This window comes from Vibrio sp. M260121 (genome assembly GCF_036533715.1).
GTDB lineage: Bacteria > Pseudomonadota > Gammaproteobacteria > Enterobacterales > Vibrionaceae > Vibrio.
Genome location: NZ_JATABF010000004.1, coordinates 155,115 through 173,197 on the forward strand (window position 1 = coordinate 155,115; position 18,083 = coordinate 173,197).

Annotated in this window: 15 protein-coding genes; 5 read left to right on the top strand and 10 right to left on the bottom strand. The window is 46.5% G+C overall.

The window, feature by feature from the left end; translation table 11 throughout:
• Nucleotides 1-21 precede the first annotated feature (21 nt).
• Genes kdsB through QTO06_RS04410 form a run of 5 tightly spaced genes read right to left on the bottom strand, consistent with a single transcriptional unit; the run spans nt 22 to nt 5,994 of the window.
• Nucleotides 22-780 (bottom strand): 3-deoxy-manno-octulosonate cytidylyltransferase, encoded by a 759-nt coding sequence (gene kdsB / locus QTO06_RS04390; RefSeq protein ID WP_038891570.1) that lies wholly within the window; start codon nt 778-780, stop codon nt 22-24.
• On the bottom strand, nt 780-959 hold the full coding sequence (locus QTO06_RS04395) for a Trm112 family protein (RefSeq protein WP_005378451.1): 180 nt from the start codon (nt 957-959) through the stop codon (nt 780-782). Before QTO06_RS04395 ends, kdsB begins: the two co-directional genes overlap by 1 nt.
• Nucleotides 940-1,947, bottom strand: a complete 1,008-nt coding sequence (gene lpxK, locus QTO06_RS04400; RefSeq protein WP_331406985.1) for a tetraacyldisaccharide 4'-kinase — start codon at nt 1,945-1,947, stop codon at nt 940-942. Before lpxK ends, QTO06_RS04395 begins: the two co-directional genes overlap by 20 nt.
• A 5-nt stretch (nt 1,948-1,952) precedes the next feature.
• Nucleotides 1,953-3,704, bottom strand: a complete 1,752-nt coding sequence (gene msbA / locus QTO06_RS04405) for a lipid A ABC transporter ATP-binding protein/permease MsbA (RefSeq protein ID WP_012127396.1) — start codon at nt 3,702-3,704, stop codon at nt 1,953-1,955.
• Nucleotides 3,705-3,735: 31 nt separating this feature from the next.
• Nucleotides 3,736-5,994 (bottom strand): DNA internalization-related competence protein ComEC/Rec2, encoded by a 2,259-nt coding sequence (locus tag QTO06_RS04410; RefSeq protein WP_331406986.1) that lies wholly within the window; start codon nt 5,992-5,994, stop codon nt 3,736-3,738.
• Nucleotides 5,995-6,002: 8 nt separating this feature from the next.
• Here QTO06_RS04410 and QTO06_RS04415 point away from each other — a divergent pair, with 8 nt between their 5' ends.
• Complete coding sequence (locus tag QTO06_RS04415) at nt 6,003-6,512, top strand: DUF2062 domain-containing protein (RefSeq protein ID WP_005531989.1); 510 nt, start codon at nt 6,003-6,005, stop codon at nt 6,510-6,512.
• A gap of 202 nt (nt 6,513-6,714) precedes the next feature.
• Here QTO06_RS04415 and lolE read toward each other — a convergent pair whose 3' ends face one another.
• From lolE to lolC, 3 genes are read right to left on the bottom strand one after another with little or no spacing between them, the layout of a single operon-like run.
• Complete coding sequence (gene lolE / locus QTO06_RS04420; RefSeq protein WP_005431697.1) at nt 6,715-7,959, bottom strand: lipoprotein-releasing ABC transporter permease subunit LolE; 1,245 nt, start codon at nt 7,957-7,959, stop codon at nt 6,715-6,717.
• Between the two features lie 2 nt (nt 7,960-7,961).
• Nucleotides 7,962-8,669, bottom strand: a complete 708-nt coding sequence (lolD, locus tag QTO06_RS04425) for a lipoprotein-releasing ABC transporter ATP-binding protein LolD (protein WP_045373222.1) — start codon at nt 8,667-8,669, stop codon at nt 7,962-7,964.
• Nucleotides 8,662-9,870: a lipoprotein-releasing ABC transporter permease subunit LolC gene (lolC, locus tag QTO06_RS04430; protein WP_038891563.1), complete on the bottom strand. Its 1,209-nt coding sequence runs from the start codon at nt 9,868-9,870 to the stop codon at nt 8,662-8,664. The genes lolD and lolC overlap by 8 nt, the downstream gene beginning before the upstream one ends.
• A gap of 264 nt (nt 9,871-10,134) precedes the next feature.
• Between lolC and QTO06_RS04435 the strand changes: the two genes are divergently transcribed.
• The 4 genes from QTO06_RS04435 to QTO06_RS04450 all read left to right on the top strand — a co-directional run bounded on the left by QTO06_RS04435 (nt 10,135) and on the right by QTO06_RS04450 (nt 15,593).
• Nucleotides 10,135-10,704, top strand: coding sequence for a PilZ domain-containing protein (locus QTO06_RS04435; protein WP_331406987.1), 570 nt, complete (start codon nt 10,135-10,137; stop codon nt 10,702-10,704).
• A 25-nt stretch (nt 10,705-10,729) separates the two neighbouring features.
• Complete coding sequence (mfd, locus tag QTO06_RS04440; protein ID WP_331406988.1) at nt 10,730-14,191, top strand: transcription-repair coupling factor; 3,462 nt, start codon at nt 10,730-10,732, stop codon at nt 14,189-14,191.
• Nucleotides 14,192-14,198: 7 nt separating this feature from the next.
• Entirely contained in the window at nt 14,199-14,966 is a 768-nt protein-coding gene (locus QTO06_RS04445; RefSeq protein WP_005431683.1) for a peptidoglycan binding protein CsiV, read from the top strand.
• 78 nt (nt 14,967-15,044) lie between these two features.
• Complete coding sequence (locus QTO06_RS04450) at nt 15,045-15,593, top strand: GNAT family N-acetyltransferase (RefSeq protein WP_331406989.1); 549 nt, start codon at nt 15,045-15,047, stop codon at nt 15,591-15,593.
• Between the two features lie 86 nt (nt 15,594-15,679).
• Here QTO06_RS04450 and QTO06_RS04455 read toward each other — a convergent pair whose 3' ends face one another.
• Both QTO06_RS04455 and ycfP read right to left on the bottom strand, forming a co-directional pair.
• Nucleotides 15,680-16,969: an NAD(P)/FAD-dependent oxidoreductase gene (locus QTO06_RS04455; protein ID WP_331406990.1), complete on the bottom strand. Its 1,290-nt coding sequence runs from the start codon at nt 16,967-16,969 to the stop codon at nt 15,680-15,682.
• A 526-nt stretch (nt 16,970-17,495) separates the two neighbouring features.
• Nucleotides 17,496-18,035: an alpha/beta hydrolase YcfP gene (ycfP, locus tag QTO06_RS04460; protein ID WP_005437506.1), complete on the bottom strand. Its 540-nt coding sequence runs from the start codon at nt 18,033-18,035 to the stop codon at nt 17,496-17,498.
• Nucleotides 18,036-18,083 lie beyond the last annotated feature (48 nt).

Here is an 18,083-nt window from a genome sequence, read left to right on the forward strand (position 1 = left end):
ATTTGGAAATCAATACCAAGCTTATTGTGCTTGCTTAGCGACAATGGCTCGTACTGCTTCTAAATCTTCTGGTGTATCCACACCTGCTGCTGGTGCTTCTTTTGCCACTTCAACATGAATCTTTTCACCGTACCAAAGCACGCGAAGTTGCTCTAGACACTCGATTTGCTCAAGTGCGCTTGGTTGCCAATTCACATAAGTATTGATGAAACCAGCACGGTAAGCGTAGATGCCGATATGGCGCATCAAAGGATTCGCAATCGTCTTGTCTTGTTTAGCAAAGTTATCACGATCCCAAGGGATCGTTGCACGGCTAAAGTACATGGCATAACCACGCTCGTCCGCAACCACTTTTACCGCATTCGGGTTGAAGACTTCCTCTTCCGATTCAATCTCAACCGCAAGTGTTGCCATTGGCGCATCGCAACCTGCTAGGTTGTCAGCTACTTGGCGAATAATAGAAGGCGGAATCAATGGTTCATCACCCTGAACGTTCACCACAATGTGGTCTGCAGGGATTGCCATTTTTTCTACCACTTCCGCTAGTCGCTCAGTGCCAGATTCGTGGTTTGGCGAGGTCATACAAACCTTGCCACCAAACTGCTCTGCTGCCGCTGATACGCGCTCATCGTCAGTCGCAATAATCACGTCTTCAGCGCCCGCTTGTAACGCTTGCTCATAAACCCATTGGATCATTGGTTTACCACCAATGTCTGCCAACGGTTTACCCGGTAAGCGGCTCGACGCGTAGCGTGCAGGAATGACAACCGTAAAAGACATTAGCGTCCCTCGTCCATGCTCATGGTTCGTGCTTCTGGCTCAAGCAGAACAGGAATACCCTCTTTGATTGGGTAAGCAAGGCGATCCAGTTTGCAGATCAACTCTTGATTATCTTTATCGTACGTCAGCTTACCTTTGCACACAGGGCAAGCTACAATCTCAAGCAGACGGTGATCCATAAGTCGCTTTAACCTCTTTTATTCGATTTAAAATTCGCTCTGCGTCGTTTGATTCAAACTGCGCAGAAACGGGCAGATACCACCAATTGTCTTGCGCATAACTGTCGCATTTGACGGCATCTTTTTCTGTCATAATCACATTCGCCCCTTGTTGAGCCAATGCGTGTAATTCTTGCTGGTCAAAGTCTTGATGATCGGCAAAGCCTTTCGTCACTTTGACATCTGCATTCATTGCGTTAAGTGTATTAAAAAATCGTGGTGGATGCCCAATCCCCGCAAACGCAACGAGATCTCGTAATTCACTGACCTCGACCTGTTGCTTGGTCTTCAGGTTGATCGCCTTTGATGGCGTTAAAGACATTGGCATTTCGCCATACTGAGCTTGACCACCATTAGTGATGATAAAATCGACTTCAGAAAGACGCTCTACCCCTTCACGTAGCGGGCCAAGTGGAATAAGGCGTTCATTGCCAAAGCGGCGATTACCATCAACGATAACGAACTCGATATCTCGCTCTAGAGCGTAATGCTGGAGACCATCGTCAGTAATAATGATATCAACACCAGTTTCAAGCAATGCTTTCACCGCATTGGCACGAACCGGGTCTACGGCGACAGGTGCACCAGCACGGCGATAAATCAGCTTCGGCTCGTCACCACAGTGTTTCGCTGGTGTATTGTCATCCAAAACCAGCGGATACTGCGGCGCTTTCGCCCCATAGCCACGAGACACAACGCCTGGTTTGTAACCAAGCTGCTGTAATTGCTCCACCAGCCACACAACAACTGGTGTTTTACCATTACCCCCAGCCGTGATGTTACCCACCACAACTACAGGCACTGGCGCTTTGTAAGCTTGTTTTTTACCTGATTGAAATTGTTGACGCTTAGACTTACTGATCGCACCAAACAACAAGCTCAGTGGCCACAAAAGCGGCCACAGCAGGTATTTGAGAGGATGGTTTTCGAACCAGATTTTTTCAACCACAGTTCTTAGGCACCAAATTGGATTCGATGAAGTTGAGCGTACGCGCCATCTTTCTTGGCAATCAGCTCCGCGTGGTTACCGCGTTCAACGATAGAGCCTTCATCTACCACTAGAATTTCATCTGCATTCTCGATAGTCGACAGTCGGTGTGCAATCACCAATACCGTCTTGTCTTTTTGCAGTTCATCCAGCGCCGATTGAATAGCACGTTCAGATTCCGTATCAAGAGCTGATGTCGCTTCATCAAGAACCAAAACAGGAGCATCACGAAGAAGTGCACGAGCAATAGCGACACGTTGACGTTGACCGCCAGATAGACTCGCACCATTCTCACCAATCATCGTATCAAGGCCGTCTTCCATCTTGCTGACGAACTCAGTGACGTGAGCAAGTTTAGCGGCACGTTCGATGTCTTCACGTGTGTATTGATCTTCTGTCGCGTAAGCAATGTTGTTTGCAATCGTGTCATTAAACAAATGTACGTTTTGCGATACCAATGCAAACTGCTCGCGCAGGTTCTTAAGCTCGTAGTCACGAATATCGTGGCCATCAAGTGTAATTGAACCACCGCTGACGTCGTAAAAACGGTTGAATAAGTTCGCGATGGTACTCTTACCTGAGCCTGAACGACCAACAAGAGCAACTGTCTTGCCTTTTGGAATATCAAAGCTCACGTTCTCAAGTGCCGGTTTCTCTGCACCTTCGTAGGTAAAGCTGACTTCTTTTACCGCAACGTCGCCATTTGCACGTTCTACAGTGAACTTACCTTCGTTTTTCTCTGGCTCTAGGTCTACCAGGGCAAACAAGGTTTGGCTCGCTGCCATACCACGTTGGAATTGTGACGTTACGTTGGTCAGCGCTTTAAGCGGACGCATCAAACCAAACATTGCAGAGAACACAACGGTAAATGTACCCGGCGTTAATTGATCTTTGATTGAATCGATACTGGCTAGGTAAAGCACCACAACAATCGCAATAGACGCGATCATTTGAATGATTGGGTTTGCTGCAGCTTGAGCTGTCACCAACTTCATGCTTTGTTGACGCATTTGGTTGCTGACTTTTTCAAAGCGCTTGCCTTCGATATCTTGACCGCCGTAGCTTAGTACGACTTTGTGACCTTTTAGCATCTGCTCAGCAGAAGCAGTCACATGCCCCATCATGGTCTGCATGTTCTTAGAAATCTTACGGAATCGCTTAGAAACGATACCAATACCCCATGCCACCACTGGAGCAACAGCAAATAGAACCAAAGAAAGCTGCCAGCTGTTGTAGAACATCAACACAAGAAGACCGATGATGCTCGCACCTTCACGTACAATGCTTACCAACGCTTGGCTTGTTGCGGCAGAGACTTGTTCTGAATCGTAAGTAATACGAGATAGCAAGTTACCTGTTTTTTCTTTGTCAAAGTAAGACACAGGCATGTGCATAAAGTGGTTGAACACCATTCGACGAATTTGCATTACCACATTGCCGGATACCCAGCTTAAACAGTATGTGGAAACAAATCCGCTCACACCACGAATAAACATCATGGCGAAAACAATCAGTGGAAGCGTGCGTAGAAAATCAGATTCCGCATTACCAAAACCTTCATCAAGAAGTGGTTTTAGCAAAGAAATCATATAGGTATCTGAAAGTGCATTAATCACTAATGCAATGACGGCAACGATAATGCCTGACTTATAAAGGCGAATAAATTGCCATAGACGCTTAAACGTCTGCCAGGTCGTTTCATCAGTATTTATCGACATAGAAGTGCTTTATTTTCTTACATTAAGACTCTTATTCTACTCCCTTACGCAGCATCTGCCTATACCAAGGCTCAAATGTCTCACTACGTTTAGCTTCAAAGTACCAATTGTCTCGCTCAATAAACACCGATACCTGCCCATGATTTCCCGTATCCAGCCAGTGGGCATTTGCTTCCTGATAAGCCGATAAAACATTTTCAGCAGGCATGCCCCACTGATTACTTTTTGCTAACGAGGCTATCGCCAAAGTTGGAGAGACAGTTTGAACAAATTTTGGATTCGAAGAGCTCTTGCTACCATGATGAGGAACAAGCATAACATCACTCTCTAGCTTGTTGGGTTCACGCATAAGTATCCACTCACTGACGGCTTCAATATCGCCAGTCAAAAGCAATTTAAAACCCGATTCCTTATCCACAACTCGAACAACACACGAATGAGGATTATAAGCACGGTTTACCTGCTTAGGTGGCCATAGGACTTCAAAATAAAGCGCCTGCCAATACCAGCGTTCACCCGCAATACAAGATTGGTAGTTAGCGTAGTTTTGACTGCTGAACTTCTGCGCTGGCGAAAAGTGCTGCTCTATATACTGCCTACCTCCAGCATGATCCGAATCAGCATGACTGATAATGAACATATCAATGGTGCCAAAACCTCTGCGATGTAATACGGGAGAGATAACCTGCTGAGCTATGCTCCCTGAGTTCCAAACTTTGCCTGTGTCATAAAGCGCCACCTTTCCATGCTTCTCAATTAATACCGCAAGGCCATGCCCTACATCTAACACGTCCACTCGCCAAGAATTTGTTGTACGCTCATAAAATAGGGCGACACCCGTCACTAGCATGACTAACGTAACGAGCGAGCCCCGATTCAAAAAACGTCTCAATAATCCACAGATGGCAACTGCTAGTATCGTTAAGGTCAAAGGCAAACTTACAAAATGCCAACTCCCTACCGCAAACTGTAATGACCATATCAGTGGCAACAACACCCAATCCACCAGTTGCCAAAGCACACCAGACAACTGAAAAGCGATTGGGGTAACAATCAGCGCTAGGAACATCAAAGGAACGACCAAAAAACCAAACCAAGGAATGAAAACTAGGTTGTAAGCGATGGATACCAAACTTGTTCCAGAGAAAAACGCACCGCTGATTGGCACGATAAGCAAAGTAAGTACTAACTGTATTTTTAGTAGTGAACTCAGCTTCGTTTGCCAATTGCCGCGTCGCTGTTGAACCACATTCACGGCTAAAAGCACGGCAACCACGGACAGATAAGACAACCAGAAGCTCATCGTGAATGAAGCAAAAGGCTCGATGAAAAGCTGTATCGAGACTGCGAGCAATAACACTCGCCAAGGGCTCCAATGAACCAAAGCCGCTTTAAGCACGAGATAAATGACACAAACCGAAAAAGCACGGGTTGTAGGTAAGGAAAAATCGGCCAACCACGCATAAACGAGCGCTGCCAATAAACCGACAGCGGAAGGAAGGTGAACAAACTTGGGGAATAGAAGCCGAATGACAAATCCCAAACTCATGCCAAAAGCAAACGCCATTCCAATATGCAAACCAGAGATTGAGACCAAATGCAGCAGCCCGCTATCTCGCAGAGACTGCCAATCCTGTTTAGCAAGCAGTGAGCGGTCACTAAACGCTAATGCACTGATTAAAGGGAAATGGGCAAGTTCAGAAATATGAGTATCAACGGCCGTAATGATTTGCTGTCGAAATGAAGAGTGTGTACGAATCAACCATTTCGCGTCATCAGGTGTGACAGCTCTAGCGACAATACCCTTACCTATCGCTTGCTTTTCCGCATCAAACCCCGCCTCATTCTTCAAACCCAGAATCGGTTTGATCGTCACCTGAGTAGTGAACTCACTGTTAACGGGCAGTGGGAAAGCGGTTATCAATCGGATTTTCGGTTTAAGAAAAGGTAACAGGTTTTGAGAATTCACCTGATTGATCTGCGCAATTCCTTCATATCCGTGACTTATTTGCGTAAAAGGGCTGTCAACTTTGCCATTTATGGTAATATTCACCCCTGCTCGAAACAGGGCTTGTCTTTGATGCTCCATAACATTGCCGTGGATAATGACAACCATAAAGCCCCAAATTGCGCCTATGCTCAATAAGCCGCGCCGTAATTTGATTATCGAGCCAATGGCAATTATTCCCAGCAGCAACCATTGCCAATCTGGCATCGTCGGCCACCACGCAGACGATATAACGCTCGCTACAAATAACGCCAAGGTCAAACTTTTTTCTAAGAGAGTCATGTCGTCCTATGCCTAGAAAGCTGATAAAACGCTTCATGCCAGATCATGAAATGATCAAACGCCAAAAAGCACTGAAGGTCTTCGGCAACGTTTTATACAACCCAAACTTGTGGTGTTTAAATCGTCGCTCTGCATCAGGTGCTTTTGCTGTTGGTCTGTTTATGGCGTTTGTTCCGCTTCCGAGCCAGATGATCATGGCGGCGGGTCTCGCCATCATGCTTGGTGTTAACTTGCCTCTATCTGTTGCCCTTGTCTGGATCAGTAACCCAATCACCATGCCGGTGCTGTTCTACTTCGCATACAAACTTGGCGCATTGGTCATGCATGTACCACCACAACCGTTCCACTTTGAGTTGTCGTGGGATTTCATCATGCAGCAAATGAACACCATTGGGCCTCCGTTCCTACTAGGCTGCGCAATCTGTGGCGTGGTATCAGCCATCATCGGCTATTTTGGTATACGTGGACTATGGCGTTACTCAGTGGTCAGAAGCTGGCAAAAACGTAAGATACGATAAGTACTTCTTCTTCAATTGGCAGGTCTCAGAACATCGAATGGAGAACAGTTAACGTTCGAAATGAAAGGCGATGTAACTCAAGTATGAAAGCTACCGAGCCACCGCAGAGATAGTTAGATTACAGATAAAAGAAAGGACCGAGATTCGGTCCTTTTTTGTGTCAGTGAGGGGCCAGCGCTTCGCTAAGTTCTAGTTCTATCCACTACTTTGAACTCAATACCGCCGCTGGGTTAAGTTTCGCTGCACGAGATGCGGGATACCAAGTTGCTAGCAAGCTCAGAACAATCGCTGTAATGGAAACTAAAGCAACATCAGGCCAGTGCAACTGCGATGGCAAGAAGTCAACAAAATAGATATCCCCCGAAAGGAATTGGTGACCAATTAAGGCTTCCAGCCCCTTAATAATCGGTGTGAGATTAAGAGCAACAAGAACGCCAACGACACTGCCAGCAAGGCTGCCGAATACGCCAGAGAAGACGCCTTGCCACACAAAGATACGTTTAATCAAACCATCTTTTGCGCCCATCGTACGAAGAATCGCAATTTCCGCCGCGCGATCTTTTACCGCCATCATCAGTGTCGACACAATGTTGAAACACGCGACACCGATAACCAAAACCATCACCAAGTACATAATGGTACGAACTAACTGGATATCACGATACAAGAAGCCGAACTGTTGTTGCCAGCTTTTCAGGTAAACATACACATCAATCAGATTACCCACTTCACGCACAATGGAAGGTGCGTTAAGTACATCATCTGTTTTGAGCGAAATACCTGTGACGCCATCACCTAAGCGCGCATAAGCCTGAGCATCTTTCAGCGGCACCAAAGCCAATGAGTGATCGATTTGACCATTGAGTGTTAGGAATCCAGCCACCTTCACGCGAACTCGTTTCGGCGCTTGAACCTTATTGGTGCTTCCGGTTTGCGGAATCATCAACGTAATGTAATCACCTACATCGACGTTAAGTTCATTCGCTACACCACGCCCCAAAATGACTTGCTGTTGGCCCGCATAGAAGTTCTGCCATGCTTTTGGATCAATGAATTCCGACATGCTCGACACCGCTTGTTCAAAAGCAGGATCCACACCACGTACTTCAATCGCCTTAAGCTTGCTGCCCTTTTCTGCCAATCCCGTAAATCGGACATAAGGCGCCGCAGCGACGACGTGTTCATGACTCAAGGCTTGGTTCATAGTTTTGGTGTAGTTATGCAGCGGTCCATTCACCCCTTCTAACTCACCATGCGGAATCACAGAAAGTACGCGCGATTGCAGCTCACGCTCAAAGCCGTTCATAGCGGATAGACCTATAATGATCACCGCAACACCAACCGCAATACCAATAGTGGAAGAGAGAGAAATGAACGACACCATCTTGTTGCGCTTTTTCGCGCGACTAAAACGGCCACCGATCATCAATGCTAAAGATGAAAACAAAATTAGCCCTCCGCTGCCGCTGTTTGAGTCGTAAAGCGATCCACCAGCAAACCATCTTGCATGTGCATTTGACGATCCATTTTCGCAGCTAACTCGTTATCGTGGGTCACCACCAAGAAAGCGATGTTTGACTCCTGGTTTAGCTCTCGCATTAAATCGTAAATCGCCAATGCCGTGTTGTGATCTAGGTTACCTGTAGGCTCATCAGCCAAAACCAAGTCTGGCTTGTTGACCAAAGCACGTGCAATCGCAACACGTTGGCGCTCACCACCAGATAGCTCCGAAGGACGGTGGTCCATGCGGTGTCCTAGGCCAACTTTCTCAAGTAGAGCTTTTGCTTCCGCTTTCGCATCCGCTACTTTTGCGCCCCCAATCAACAATGGCATCGCAACGTTTTCAACTGCGGTAAAGTCAGCCAATAGGTGATGGAACTGATAGACAAAACCAAGGTGTTTGTTTCGTAGTGCCGCTTGCTTGTTTGAACTTAACGCAGACAAGTTCTGCCCTAGAAAATCCACCTCACCTTGAGATGCATCATCTAAAGCGCCAAGGATGTGAAGCAGCGTACTCTTACCTGAGCCAGATGAGCCAACAATAGAAACCAATTCCCCTTTGTCGATATCAAAACTCACGCCTTTCAACACTTCCGTATCTAACGAGCCTTCTCGGTAGACTTTACGAATATCACGACATTCTAATAGCTTATTCATAGCGAAGTGCCTCAGCAGGTTTAACAGAAGATGCTCGGTAAGACGGGTAAACAGTTGCAGCTAGACTCAGAGCAATCGCCAGCACTACCACTAATAAAATTTGGAATGAATCAATCACGATTGGCAAGTGACCACCAAAGCTAAACAAGGCAACGCCTGCCGCTTCCAGAATAGCATTGAGATTGAGCGATAAAGCAACGCCGACCGCGCCACCAACAATCGCACCAATCACACCACTACTCGCGCCCTGCACCATGAAAATCGCCATCACTTGAGATTGCTTCATGCCTTGAGTTTTGAGAATCGCGACTTCCGATTGCTTCTCCATCACCACCATGATCAACGCAGAAATAATATTAAATGCTGCTACGCCAACAATCAGACCCAGCATCAAGCCCATCATGTTCTTTTCCATTTTTACTGCTTGGAAAAGCTCACCACGCTGCTCACGCCAGTCACTCCATTGCCAACCTTCCGGCATTGGCTTATCTGCAAATTCCGTCACCATGAATGGGTCAGAGAAGAACACACGCCAACCGGATACCGTATCTTTCGGTAATCGCATCAATTTAGAAGCGTCAGTCATGTTGACGATCATAAGCTGACCATCCACATCTGAGCCGGTATTAAAGATACCCGCCACGGTGAAGTTACGTTGACTTGGGATTCGACCTAATGGGGTAAATTGCGTCGCATTGGTCACCATTAAGCGGACTTTGTCACCCATCGACACTTTAAGAGCGCGCGCCAAGCTGTGACCAAGGAAAACCTTATACTCACCCGCTTGTAGTGAAGATAAGCGGCCTGCGATCAAGTGATTGGAAATAGGATCGCCAAGTTTAGGCTCGATACCAATCAAGTAACCAGCGGTTAACTGCGCAGAACTTTGGATCACCGCTTCACCACGCACAATCGGCTCTGGCTTAGCGATGGTCGACATATTTTGAATGAATTGGGGCGCCGTCTCGCTCATTGGCGTTTTGCCATCATGCTGAGAAACGACAGCATGAGGAAGTACGCCTAAAATGCGCTCTTTAAGCTGAGCTTCAAAGCCATTCATCACAGACAGTACTGTCACCAACGCCATAACACCAATCGTGATACCTGCGGTCGACATGTAAGAAACGAATCGACTGAATCTATCCCCGGAGCGTCCCCGAAGATACCTCAAGCCAATAAACAAAGAGATAGGATGATACATATAGGACAAACCAACTGGTTTTCTAATAATGGAGCCAATACTTAGCTAATTAATACCGGTTATCTTACCTTACTCTTACTATGAAGAAGACAAGATAATCGCTAAATTTGTCAACGACATGCAATAAGTCCCCATTTACTGCAAAAAGTTCAGCCATAAAAACAGGTAAACTTGATAACTTACCCTGATTAGCGATAATCACTCCCCTATCCTACTCATTCTTCAATGAAATGAGAGCGCTCGATGGCAGAAAAGGACCAAATTATGACAGAGCAAGAATACTTCACCGTGCACCACAATCTGACGATTAACGTCGAAACGTTAGGGACGGACTTTGCTCTACCAGATGAGGCCAGTTTTGTATCTGAAATTCCAGCACCGTTCATCGTCGCAAGTGAGTTCAGTCACTTAGATATGTTAGCGGATAACGCGAGACTGGAACTGCAAAATAAAGAGTTGAAACACGTCATCAGCTTGCTGGATACCCAAAACTCAAAACTCAACTTACTGCTGAGTTTTATGCTTTCTCAGCAAGATGATATTGCACTGCGTTTTCAAACCACGCAATTCGGCGCAAGCCAACTGAGCTATCGTAGCGTTTCTGCCGTAGAAAAAGACCAACTGGTTCGAGTGAAACTCTTCTTAGATCATCCTGCCGCAGCGATTTACTGCTACGCTCAGGTTGTAGAGTGCGAACAATCAGAGCAAGGTTATGTGGTTACACTCAAGTACAAACTACTTCGAGAAGCTGACCAAGATTTATTAATCAAAGCCGCGCTATACCAACAGCAAAAATTACTCCGTCAGCGCTCACTAGAGCGAGAAAACAAATAACCCTCATGCTCCTAAAATAACTATCATGACAAAAGCAACAATTCTTTCCGTCACGAATCCATCTGAGCGTGGCGACAAAAAACAACTTGGCAACCTACCTGGTGCAGCATTGGCAATGGCAATCGCTGAGCTAGCCAAACAGCATTCAAGTCACTCTTTGCTTGTAGTGCCAGATCCACAAATCGCACTCAAGCTGCAAGCGGAAATTGAACAGTTTACCGATCAGCCAGTCAGCCTATTTCCAGATTGGGAAACACTGCCTTACGACAACTTTTCTCCGCACCAAGAGATCATCTCAGACCGTATTGCACGCTTATACCAATTGCCGACTCAAAGTAACGGCGTAACGATTGTGCCAGTAAGTACGGTGTTGCAGCGCCAGTCTCCGCGTGATTTCTTATTGCAACACACTTTGATGGTGAAAACGGGCGACCAATTCTCACTAGATAAGCTTCGTGTGCAGCTAGAGAACTCAGGCTACCGTCACGTTGATCAAGTGTTTGGTCCGGGTGAATACGCGAGCCGAGGGTCGATCCTTGACCTGTTCCCAATGGGCAGCTCAGATCCATACCGCATTGATTTCTTCGATGACGAGATCGACACCATCCGTACCTTCGATCCAGAAAACCAACGTTCGATCGAAGACATTCAGCAAATCCAATTGCTACCAGCGCATGAGTTCCCGACAACAAAAGCGGCAATTGAAGATTTCCGTACTCGTTGGCGTTCTCAGTTTGAAGCTCGCCGCGAGCCTGAGTCGATTTACATGCAAGTCACTAAAGGTACTTGGCCGGCAGGTATCGAGTACTGGCAACCACTGTTCTTCGACCATACCGAAACACTGTTTGACTACCTACCAGAAGACTCTCAACTGATCACATACGGTGATATTGAAGCCGCAGTTGATACCTTCTTGAATGACGTAGATTACCGCTACGATCAAAAGAAAATCGATCCGATGCGTCCGTTGTTAGCGCCACATGAATTGTGGTTGAAGAAAGACGAACTATTTACTCACTTCAAACAACTGCCACAGGCGCAATTGAACTTAGAGAAAATCGTTAAGCGTGCTGGTCGCCAGAATCTCGCAGTTCAATCTCTAGCCGAGCTTGGTGTTCAACAGCAGAACAAAGAGCCGTTAGCGCGTTTACGTCAATTCAGTGAACAATTCACGGGTAAAATCATTTTCTCTGTGGAATCGGAAGGCCGTCGCGAAGCGCTAACAGAGCTGCTGCAAGGCATTAAAGTGCGTCCTGTCGTGCATGGTTCACTCTACCAAGCACTGGATTCTGACGATCGTTTCAGTTTGATCTTAGGTGCAGCAGAACATGGCTTTATTCACGATGACCTGAACTTCGCCCTGATCTGTGAAAGCGATCTGCTGGGCGATCGTGTGATTCAACGTCGCCGTAAAGACAAGAAAGCGGTAAACAGTGACACCGTTATTCGTCACCTAGCCGAACTTAAGCCGGGTCAGCCTGTTGTGCACATCGATCACGGTATTGGCCGCTACATTGGCTTACAGACTCTTGAAGCGGGCGGCATGAAGACGGAATACGTAACCCTTGAGTATCAAAATGACGCCAAGCTTTACGTTCCCGTCTCTTCATTAAACCTAATCAGCCGCTACTCTGGTGGTGCTGAAGAGAGCGCGCCGCTGCATAAACTGGGTGGTGAAGCATGGGCGAAGGCTCGTCGTAAAGCCGCTGAGAAAGTACGCGACGTCGCGGCAGAGCTACTTGATGTTTACGCTAAGCGTGAATTGAAACCGGGCTACAAGTTTGAGCTGGACCGTGGTCAATACGCCACATTTAAAGCCACCTTCCCGTTTGAAGAAACCGATGATCAGTCAACTGCCATTAATGCGGTTCTATCCGATATGTGCCAAGCAAAAGCCATGGACCGTCTCGTATGTGGTGATGTGGGCTTTGGTAAAACAGAAGTGGCGATGCGCGCTGCTTTTGTTGCTACAGACAACAGTAAGCAGGTCGCGGTATTGGTGCCAACCACTCTACTTGCTCAGCAACACTTTGAAAACTTCCGTGACCGCTTTGCCAACTTACCAATTCGCGTAGAAGTACTTTCGCGTTTTAAATCGGCAAAAGAGCAAAAAGTCATTCTTCAAGACGTCACCGATGGCAAAGTGGATATTGTCGTAGGTACTCACAAGCTACTTTCAAGCGACATCAAATTCAAAGATCTTGGCTTGTTGATTGTCGATGAAGAACACCGCTTCGGTGTACGCCAAAAAGAAAAAGTGAAAGCGATGCGTGCTGATGTCGACATCCTAACGCTGACCGCAACCCCTATTCCTCGTACATTGAATATGGCAATGAGTGGCATGCGCGACTTGTCGATCATCGCAACACCGCCTGCGCGTCGCCTAGCTATCAAGACCTTCGTGCGTCAACGTGAAGACTCTGTGGTACGCGAAGCCGTACTGCGTGAAATCATGCGTGGTGGTCAGGTTTATTTCCTACACAACCAAGTAGAAACCATTGAAAAAACCGCTGAAGACCTACAAAAGCTGATTCCTGAAGCGCGCGTGACCGTTGCCCATGGTCAAATGCGTGAACGCGAACTAGAGCGCATCATGAACGATTTCTACCACCAGCGTTTCAACCTGTTGGTGTGTACCACCATCATAGAAACAGGTATCGACGTTCCGACGGCCAACACCATCATTATGGATCGTGCCGATAACCTCGGTTTAGCGCAGTTGCACCAGCTTCGTGGCCGCGTTGGTCGTTCACACCACCAAGCTTACGCTTACTTATTGACGCCACATCCAAAAGCCATCACCAAAGATGCGATTAAGCGTCTTGATGCGATCGCTTCGCTGGAAGATCTCGGTGCAGGTTTCACACTGGCCACGCACGATCTTGAGATTCGTGGTGCGGGTGAGCTATTAGGTGACGAACAAAGTGGTCAAATTCAATCTGTTGGCTTTACACTGTATATGGAGATGCTTGAACAAGCGGTCGAAGCATTGAAAGAAGGTAAAGAGCCATCATTGGATGATCTGCTTCGCGAACAAACTGAAATTGAAATGCGTATCCCAGCGCTATTGCCGGATGACTACATTCCAGATGTGAACACACGCCTATCGATGTACAAACGCATTGCAAGCGTGACAGATAACGAAGGTTTGTCTGAACTGAAAGTGGAACTGATTGACCGATTTGGTGTTTTACCAGATGCAACCAAGAACCTCCTATCTGTCTCAGAGTTGAAAATTGGGGCAGGAAGTCTCAAAGCGAAGAAAATTGAGGCGCATGATAAGGGCGGATTCATTGAGTTTTACCCTGATGCTGACATTAATCCAGCGTATTTGGTTAAACTCCTGCAATCACAGCCGCAAAAATTTACAATGGAAGGTCCAACTAAGTTCAAGTTTAGCGTACCATTGACGGACCGACGTAAACGCATCCAGTTTGTTCAAGACTTACTGAATGATTTTAAACAGAATTTATTACCAACGAGCTAATAGTCGAATGAGAATACTGATCCCATTATTGCTTCTTTGTGTCTCAATGCCATCTTGGGCTGCGCGTCAATTTGATATTGAAGTAATTATTTTCAAGCGAGCAGTCAACGCTGAAAGTACCAGTGAATCATGGCCAAATGAACTGCCAACTATTGAAATGAGTAACGTCGGCAGCCTACAAAGCGATTCTTACCGCCAGTCAAAAGGCGTCACGCTTCTACCACGTTCTTCTTACCGATTGAACGCGCAAGAAGCTGCGCTGAACAACCACGCAGGCTTTAAAGTGCTAAAACACGTGGCATGGCGTCAAGGTGACCGTGGTAAAGCCAGTGCACCAATCTTCCGTATGGTTGGTGGCCGAGACTTCTCTGGCTCTTACAATGCAGATGGCAGCCCTGTCGGCAGCAGCACATCACTATCAACCGATGGCTACAGTGAAGAGAGCGTGAATGGCCCACTGTACGAACTAGACGGTAAGTTACAAATCTATGTTCAGCACTACTTGTTTGCTGAAACAACCATCGATATTCGTGAACCAAGCGTGCGTGAAGTCCACCTCGCGTCACAGCCTTCAGAACAGCTATCTGATGAATTTGGCGAAGTCGATGGCAACGTACAAGTTGGCAACTTAGCGGAAGTCACCCCAACCGTGACCGAAGAGAAGTTTTTGAAGAGCTTCCGAATGGATCAAAAGCGTCGCATGCGCAGTGGCGAAACCCACTACCTAGACAACCCATTGATGGGTATGATCATTCAAGTTCGTCGAGTTCGATAAGACCCACCTCAACATAAAAGCGCAGCACTGGCTGCGCTTTGTTTTATCTAGAGTCTCACATGGAAGTTGTATCAATTCATGAGTCCAGATTTTGAAATCATCACCCCTCGTTTAGCGCTGCGACTGATTCCTTCAGAACACGCTCACACCTTGCAGCGACTCCTAGTCGAATCCCCTTCTCTGCATCAATGGCTAGATTGGTGCGATGAAGGCGTTACGTTAAAAGATGCTCAAGATTTCTTGTTGGCAACTCGCTTAAATTGGGTCAAAACCGAGGCGTTTGGTTTTGGCGTTTACGAGCGTGAGAGCAACAGTCTCGTAGGCATGGCGGCGGTTAATGAGCTTTACCATACCTTCAATATGGCAAGCATTGGTTATTGGGTTGCCGATCGCTATCAGCGCAAAGGTTATGCACAAGAATCGATTCGCTCACTGGCAGAGTTCTGCTTTGCCAAACTCAATTTAACTCGCGTGGAAATTGTCTGCGATCCAGATAACACCGCCAGTCAGGCATTAATTGAATCCGTTGGCGCACAAAAAGAAGCCATTGCCAGAAACCGTTTTATCTTCCATGGCAAGCCAAAGGATGGCGTAGTGTATTCACTGCTTCCTTGCGACTTAGAATGAAAAAAGCCACCGACATGCGGTGGCTTTTGTTTTGACCTTTGTTTCGCTCTCAACCAAATCAGCTTAAAGAGCCAAATCATCAAATATTAGTGCAGCTTCAAGTTCGGACGCAGCACACGGTTGATACGGCCAACCAGCATCATAAGGCTTGTCTTAATCACGCCATGCAGCGCCATTTGGTGCATGCGGTATAGCGAAATGTAAACCACACGAGCGATACGACCTTCAACCATCATCGAACCTTTGGTTAGGTTGCCCATCAAGCTACCAACCGTAGAGAAGCGGCTTAGAGAAACCAGAGAACCGTGGTCTTTGTATTCGTAAGCTTTCAGTTCACGACCATTTAGCTTAGCAACGATGTTAGTAAACGCTTGGCTAGCCATTTGGTGCGCAGCTTGAGCTCGTGGCGGAACAAAAGAGCCATCAGGCTGAGTACATTGTGCTAGATCACCAATAACGAAGATGTCGTCATCACGTGTGGTTTGTAGCGTGTTTTTCACTACAAGCTGGTTAATACGGTTCGTCTCTAGACCTGCGATGTCTTTAATGAAGTCAGGCGCTTTGATACCCGCAGCCCATACCATGATTTGCGCAGGGATCTTCTCACCGTCTTTCGTCGTCAGACCATCTTTGTCCGCCTGCGTCACCATGGTCGCTGTACGTACGTTGACCCCCAACTTAACCAACTCTTGGTGTGCCGCAGAAGAAATACGTGGTGGAAGCGCAGGAAGAATACGTTCGCCCGCTTCAACTAGGTTTACGTTAAGCTTGCTAGAATCTAGGTCGCCAAAGCCGTAAGTACGCAGCTCTTTCACCGCGTTGTGAAGTTCAGCAGATAGCTCAACACCCGTTGCACCCGCACCAACAATCGCGATATCGACGGTGCCGTTACCGTTTTTCGCGTGTAGCTTTAAGAACTCGTTGTTCATTTCACTACGGAAACGGTGTGCCTGTTCTGGGCTATCTAGGAAGATACAGTTGTCACGAACACCAGGAGTGTTGAAGTCGTTTGATGTAGAACCAATTGCCATCACTAGAATGTCGTACTCTAGTTCGCGGCTTGGCATAAGAAGTTCGCCGTGATCGTCTTTAAGCTCACTAAGAATGATCACTTTACGCTCACGGTCAATGTCTTGAAGGCTGCCCATTTGGAAGTCAAAGCTGTGGTTTTTCGCATGAGCACGGTAGCTCAGTGCATCCACACCTTCATCCAATGAGCCTGTTGCTACTTCGTGCAATAGCGGTTTCCACAAGTGGCTCGCTTTACGGTCTACCAGTGTAATTTGCGCACGGTTCTTACGACCCAGAGTGCGGCCCAGTTTGGTTGCCAACTCAAGGCCACCAGCACCGCCGCCTACAACGATAATGCGTGTCACAATGTTATCCTCTACAAAAATGAATATATGGGTTCAGCTCGATGCTGACTCACAGTACTCTGCGGTCATACATCCAACCGATGAATTCTTTGGTCTCTAGAGGTGAGCTCACTTTTGGATAAACACCGATACCATCTTATTTTTTGCTTATTCTTATTAGCTTATTGATGTGCATCAGTTTCTTGATCTGAAATACACGATCTCAGACAAAAAATGGGCAAGTTTCTTACTCGCTCTCAATTTTTTTTGATATTTATCAAATTATTTTTACTGAGTTCATTATATAGGGCAATCTTTTGATGGCAACAAAAATCCTTACTCGAGATACGGATTGGCTAATTTTCGTCTGTTTGACGGTAACGTTTTCGTGCCACAAAAGGTTAAATCGATAAATCAAGCCGATAAATCGATACAAAATGTAAAATCTTGAGGAATCAGTGCAGTTCGTTTGAGCACCAGTAGAAACAAAAACAGCACTTCGAAAAGTGCTGTTTAAACAAAATAAGTTTGTTCGCTCTAAGACAAGTTAGGCGCTTTTGAATGCCTTCATCGCTTGCAGATGATGAGAGATCTTCTTGAACTTATGGGTTTGGGTTTCATCCCAAATGATTTCGTAGTGTTTATCCAGTTCTGCTGCAGTTTTTGAGTTGTCATGGATTTCATCTTCTTTCGACAAGATCACCAAACAACGCTCTTTGTTTTTCGCACGGAATTGCTCCACACATTTGGTCGCAATATCTTCGTACTCTTCAGGACGGTCAATACGCCCTGCCATCGTCTTCTCTGGATGCAAGTTCGGATTGAACATCACTTGCTTAATGCCGCAAAGAAAACCGATTCGCTCTGACCAGTATGCGCCAAGGCCAACACCACAAATAAGTGGGTTTGGATCGTCCGCTTGGTCAATGACCTTAGACACTTCTTTCAATAAGTGCTGCATGTCATGCTTAGGATGAAGTGTGCTGTAGTTGATGAAGCGAACGTCATCATCGATGAATTGCAATTGAAGAACTTTTTCGTGGTTACCCGGGCTTGTACTATCAAAGCCGTGCAAGTAAATAATCATGTGTACCTCTCCCTGTGACTTGCTGGTACTTCACTTTAAACTACCACT

Excerpts from the sequence above, each read along its gene's own strand:
- lolC (WP_038891563.1), bottom strand. The coding sequence starts at position 9,870 with ATGTATCATCCTATCTCTTTGTTTATTGGCTTGAGGTATCTTCGGGGA.
- lolD (WP_045373222.1), bottom strand. The coding sequence starts at position 8,669 with ATGAATAAGCTATTAGAATGTCGTGATATTCGTAAAGTCTACCGAGAA.
- mfd (WP_331406988.1), top strand. The coding sequence starts at position 10,730 with ATGACAAAAGCAACAATTCTTTCCGTCACGAATCCATCTGAGCGTGGC.
- ycfP (WP_005437506.1), bottom strand. The coding sequence starts at position 18,035 with ATGATTATTTACTTGCACGGCTTTGATAGTACAAGCCCGGGTAACCAC.
- QTO06_RS04445 (WP_005431683.1), top strand. The coding sequence starts at position 14,199 with ATGAGAATACTGATCCCATTATTGCTTCTTTGTGTCTCAATGCCATCT.
- QTO06_RS04395 (WP_005378451.1), bottom strand. The coding sequence starts at position 959 with ATGGATCACCGTCTGCTTGAGATTGTAGCTTGCCCTGTGTGCAAAGGT.
- QTO06_RS04415 (WP_005531989.1), top strand. The coding sequence starts at position 6,003 with ATGCCTAGAAAGCTGATAAAACGCTTCATGCCAGATCATGAAATGATC.
- QTO06_RS04435 (WP_331406987.1), top strand. The coding sequence starts at position 10,135 with ATGACAGAGCAAGAATACTTCACCGTGCACCACAATCTGACGATTAAC.
- msbA (WP_012127396.1), bottom strand. The coding sequence starts at position 3,704 with ATGTCGATAAATACTGATGAAACGACCTGGCAGACGTTTAAGCGTCTA.
- kdsB (WP_038891570.1), bottom strand. The coding sequence starts at position 780 with ATGTCTTTTACGGTTGTCATTCCTGCACGCTACGCGTCGAGCCGCTTA.
- QTO06_RS04450 (WP_331406989.1), top strand. The coding sequence starts at position 15,045 with ATGAGTCCAGATTTTGAAATCATCACCCCTCGTTTAGCGCTGCGACTG.
- QTO06_RS04410 (WP_331406986.1), bottom strand. The coding sequence starts at position 5,994 with ATGACTCTCTTAGAAAAAAGTTTGACCTTGGCGTTATTTGTAGCGAGC.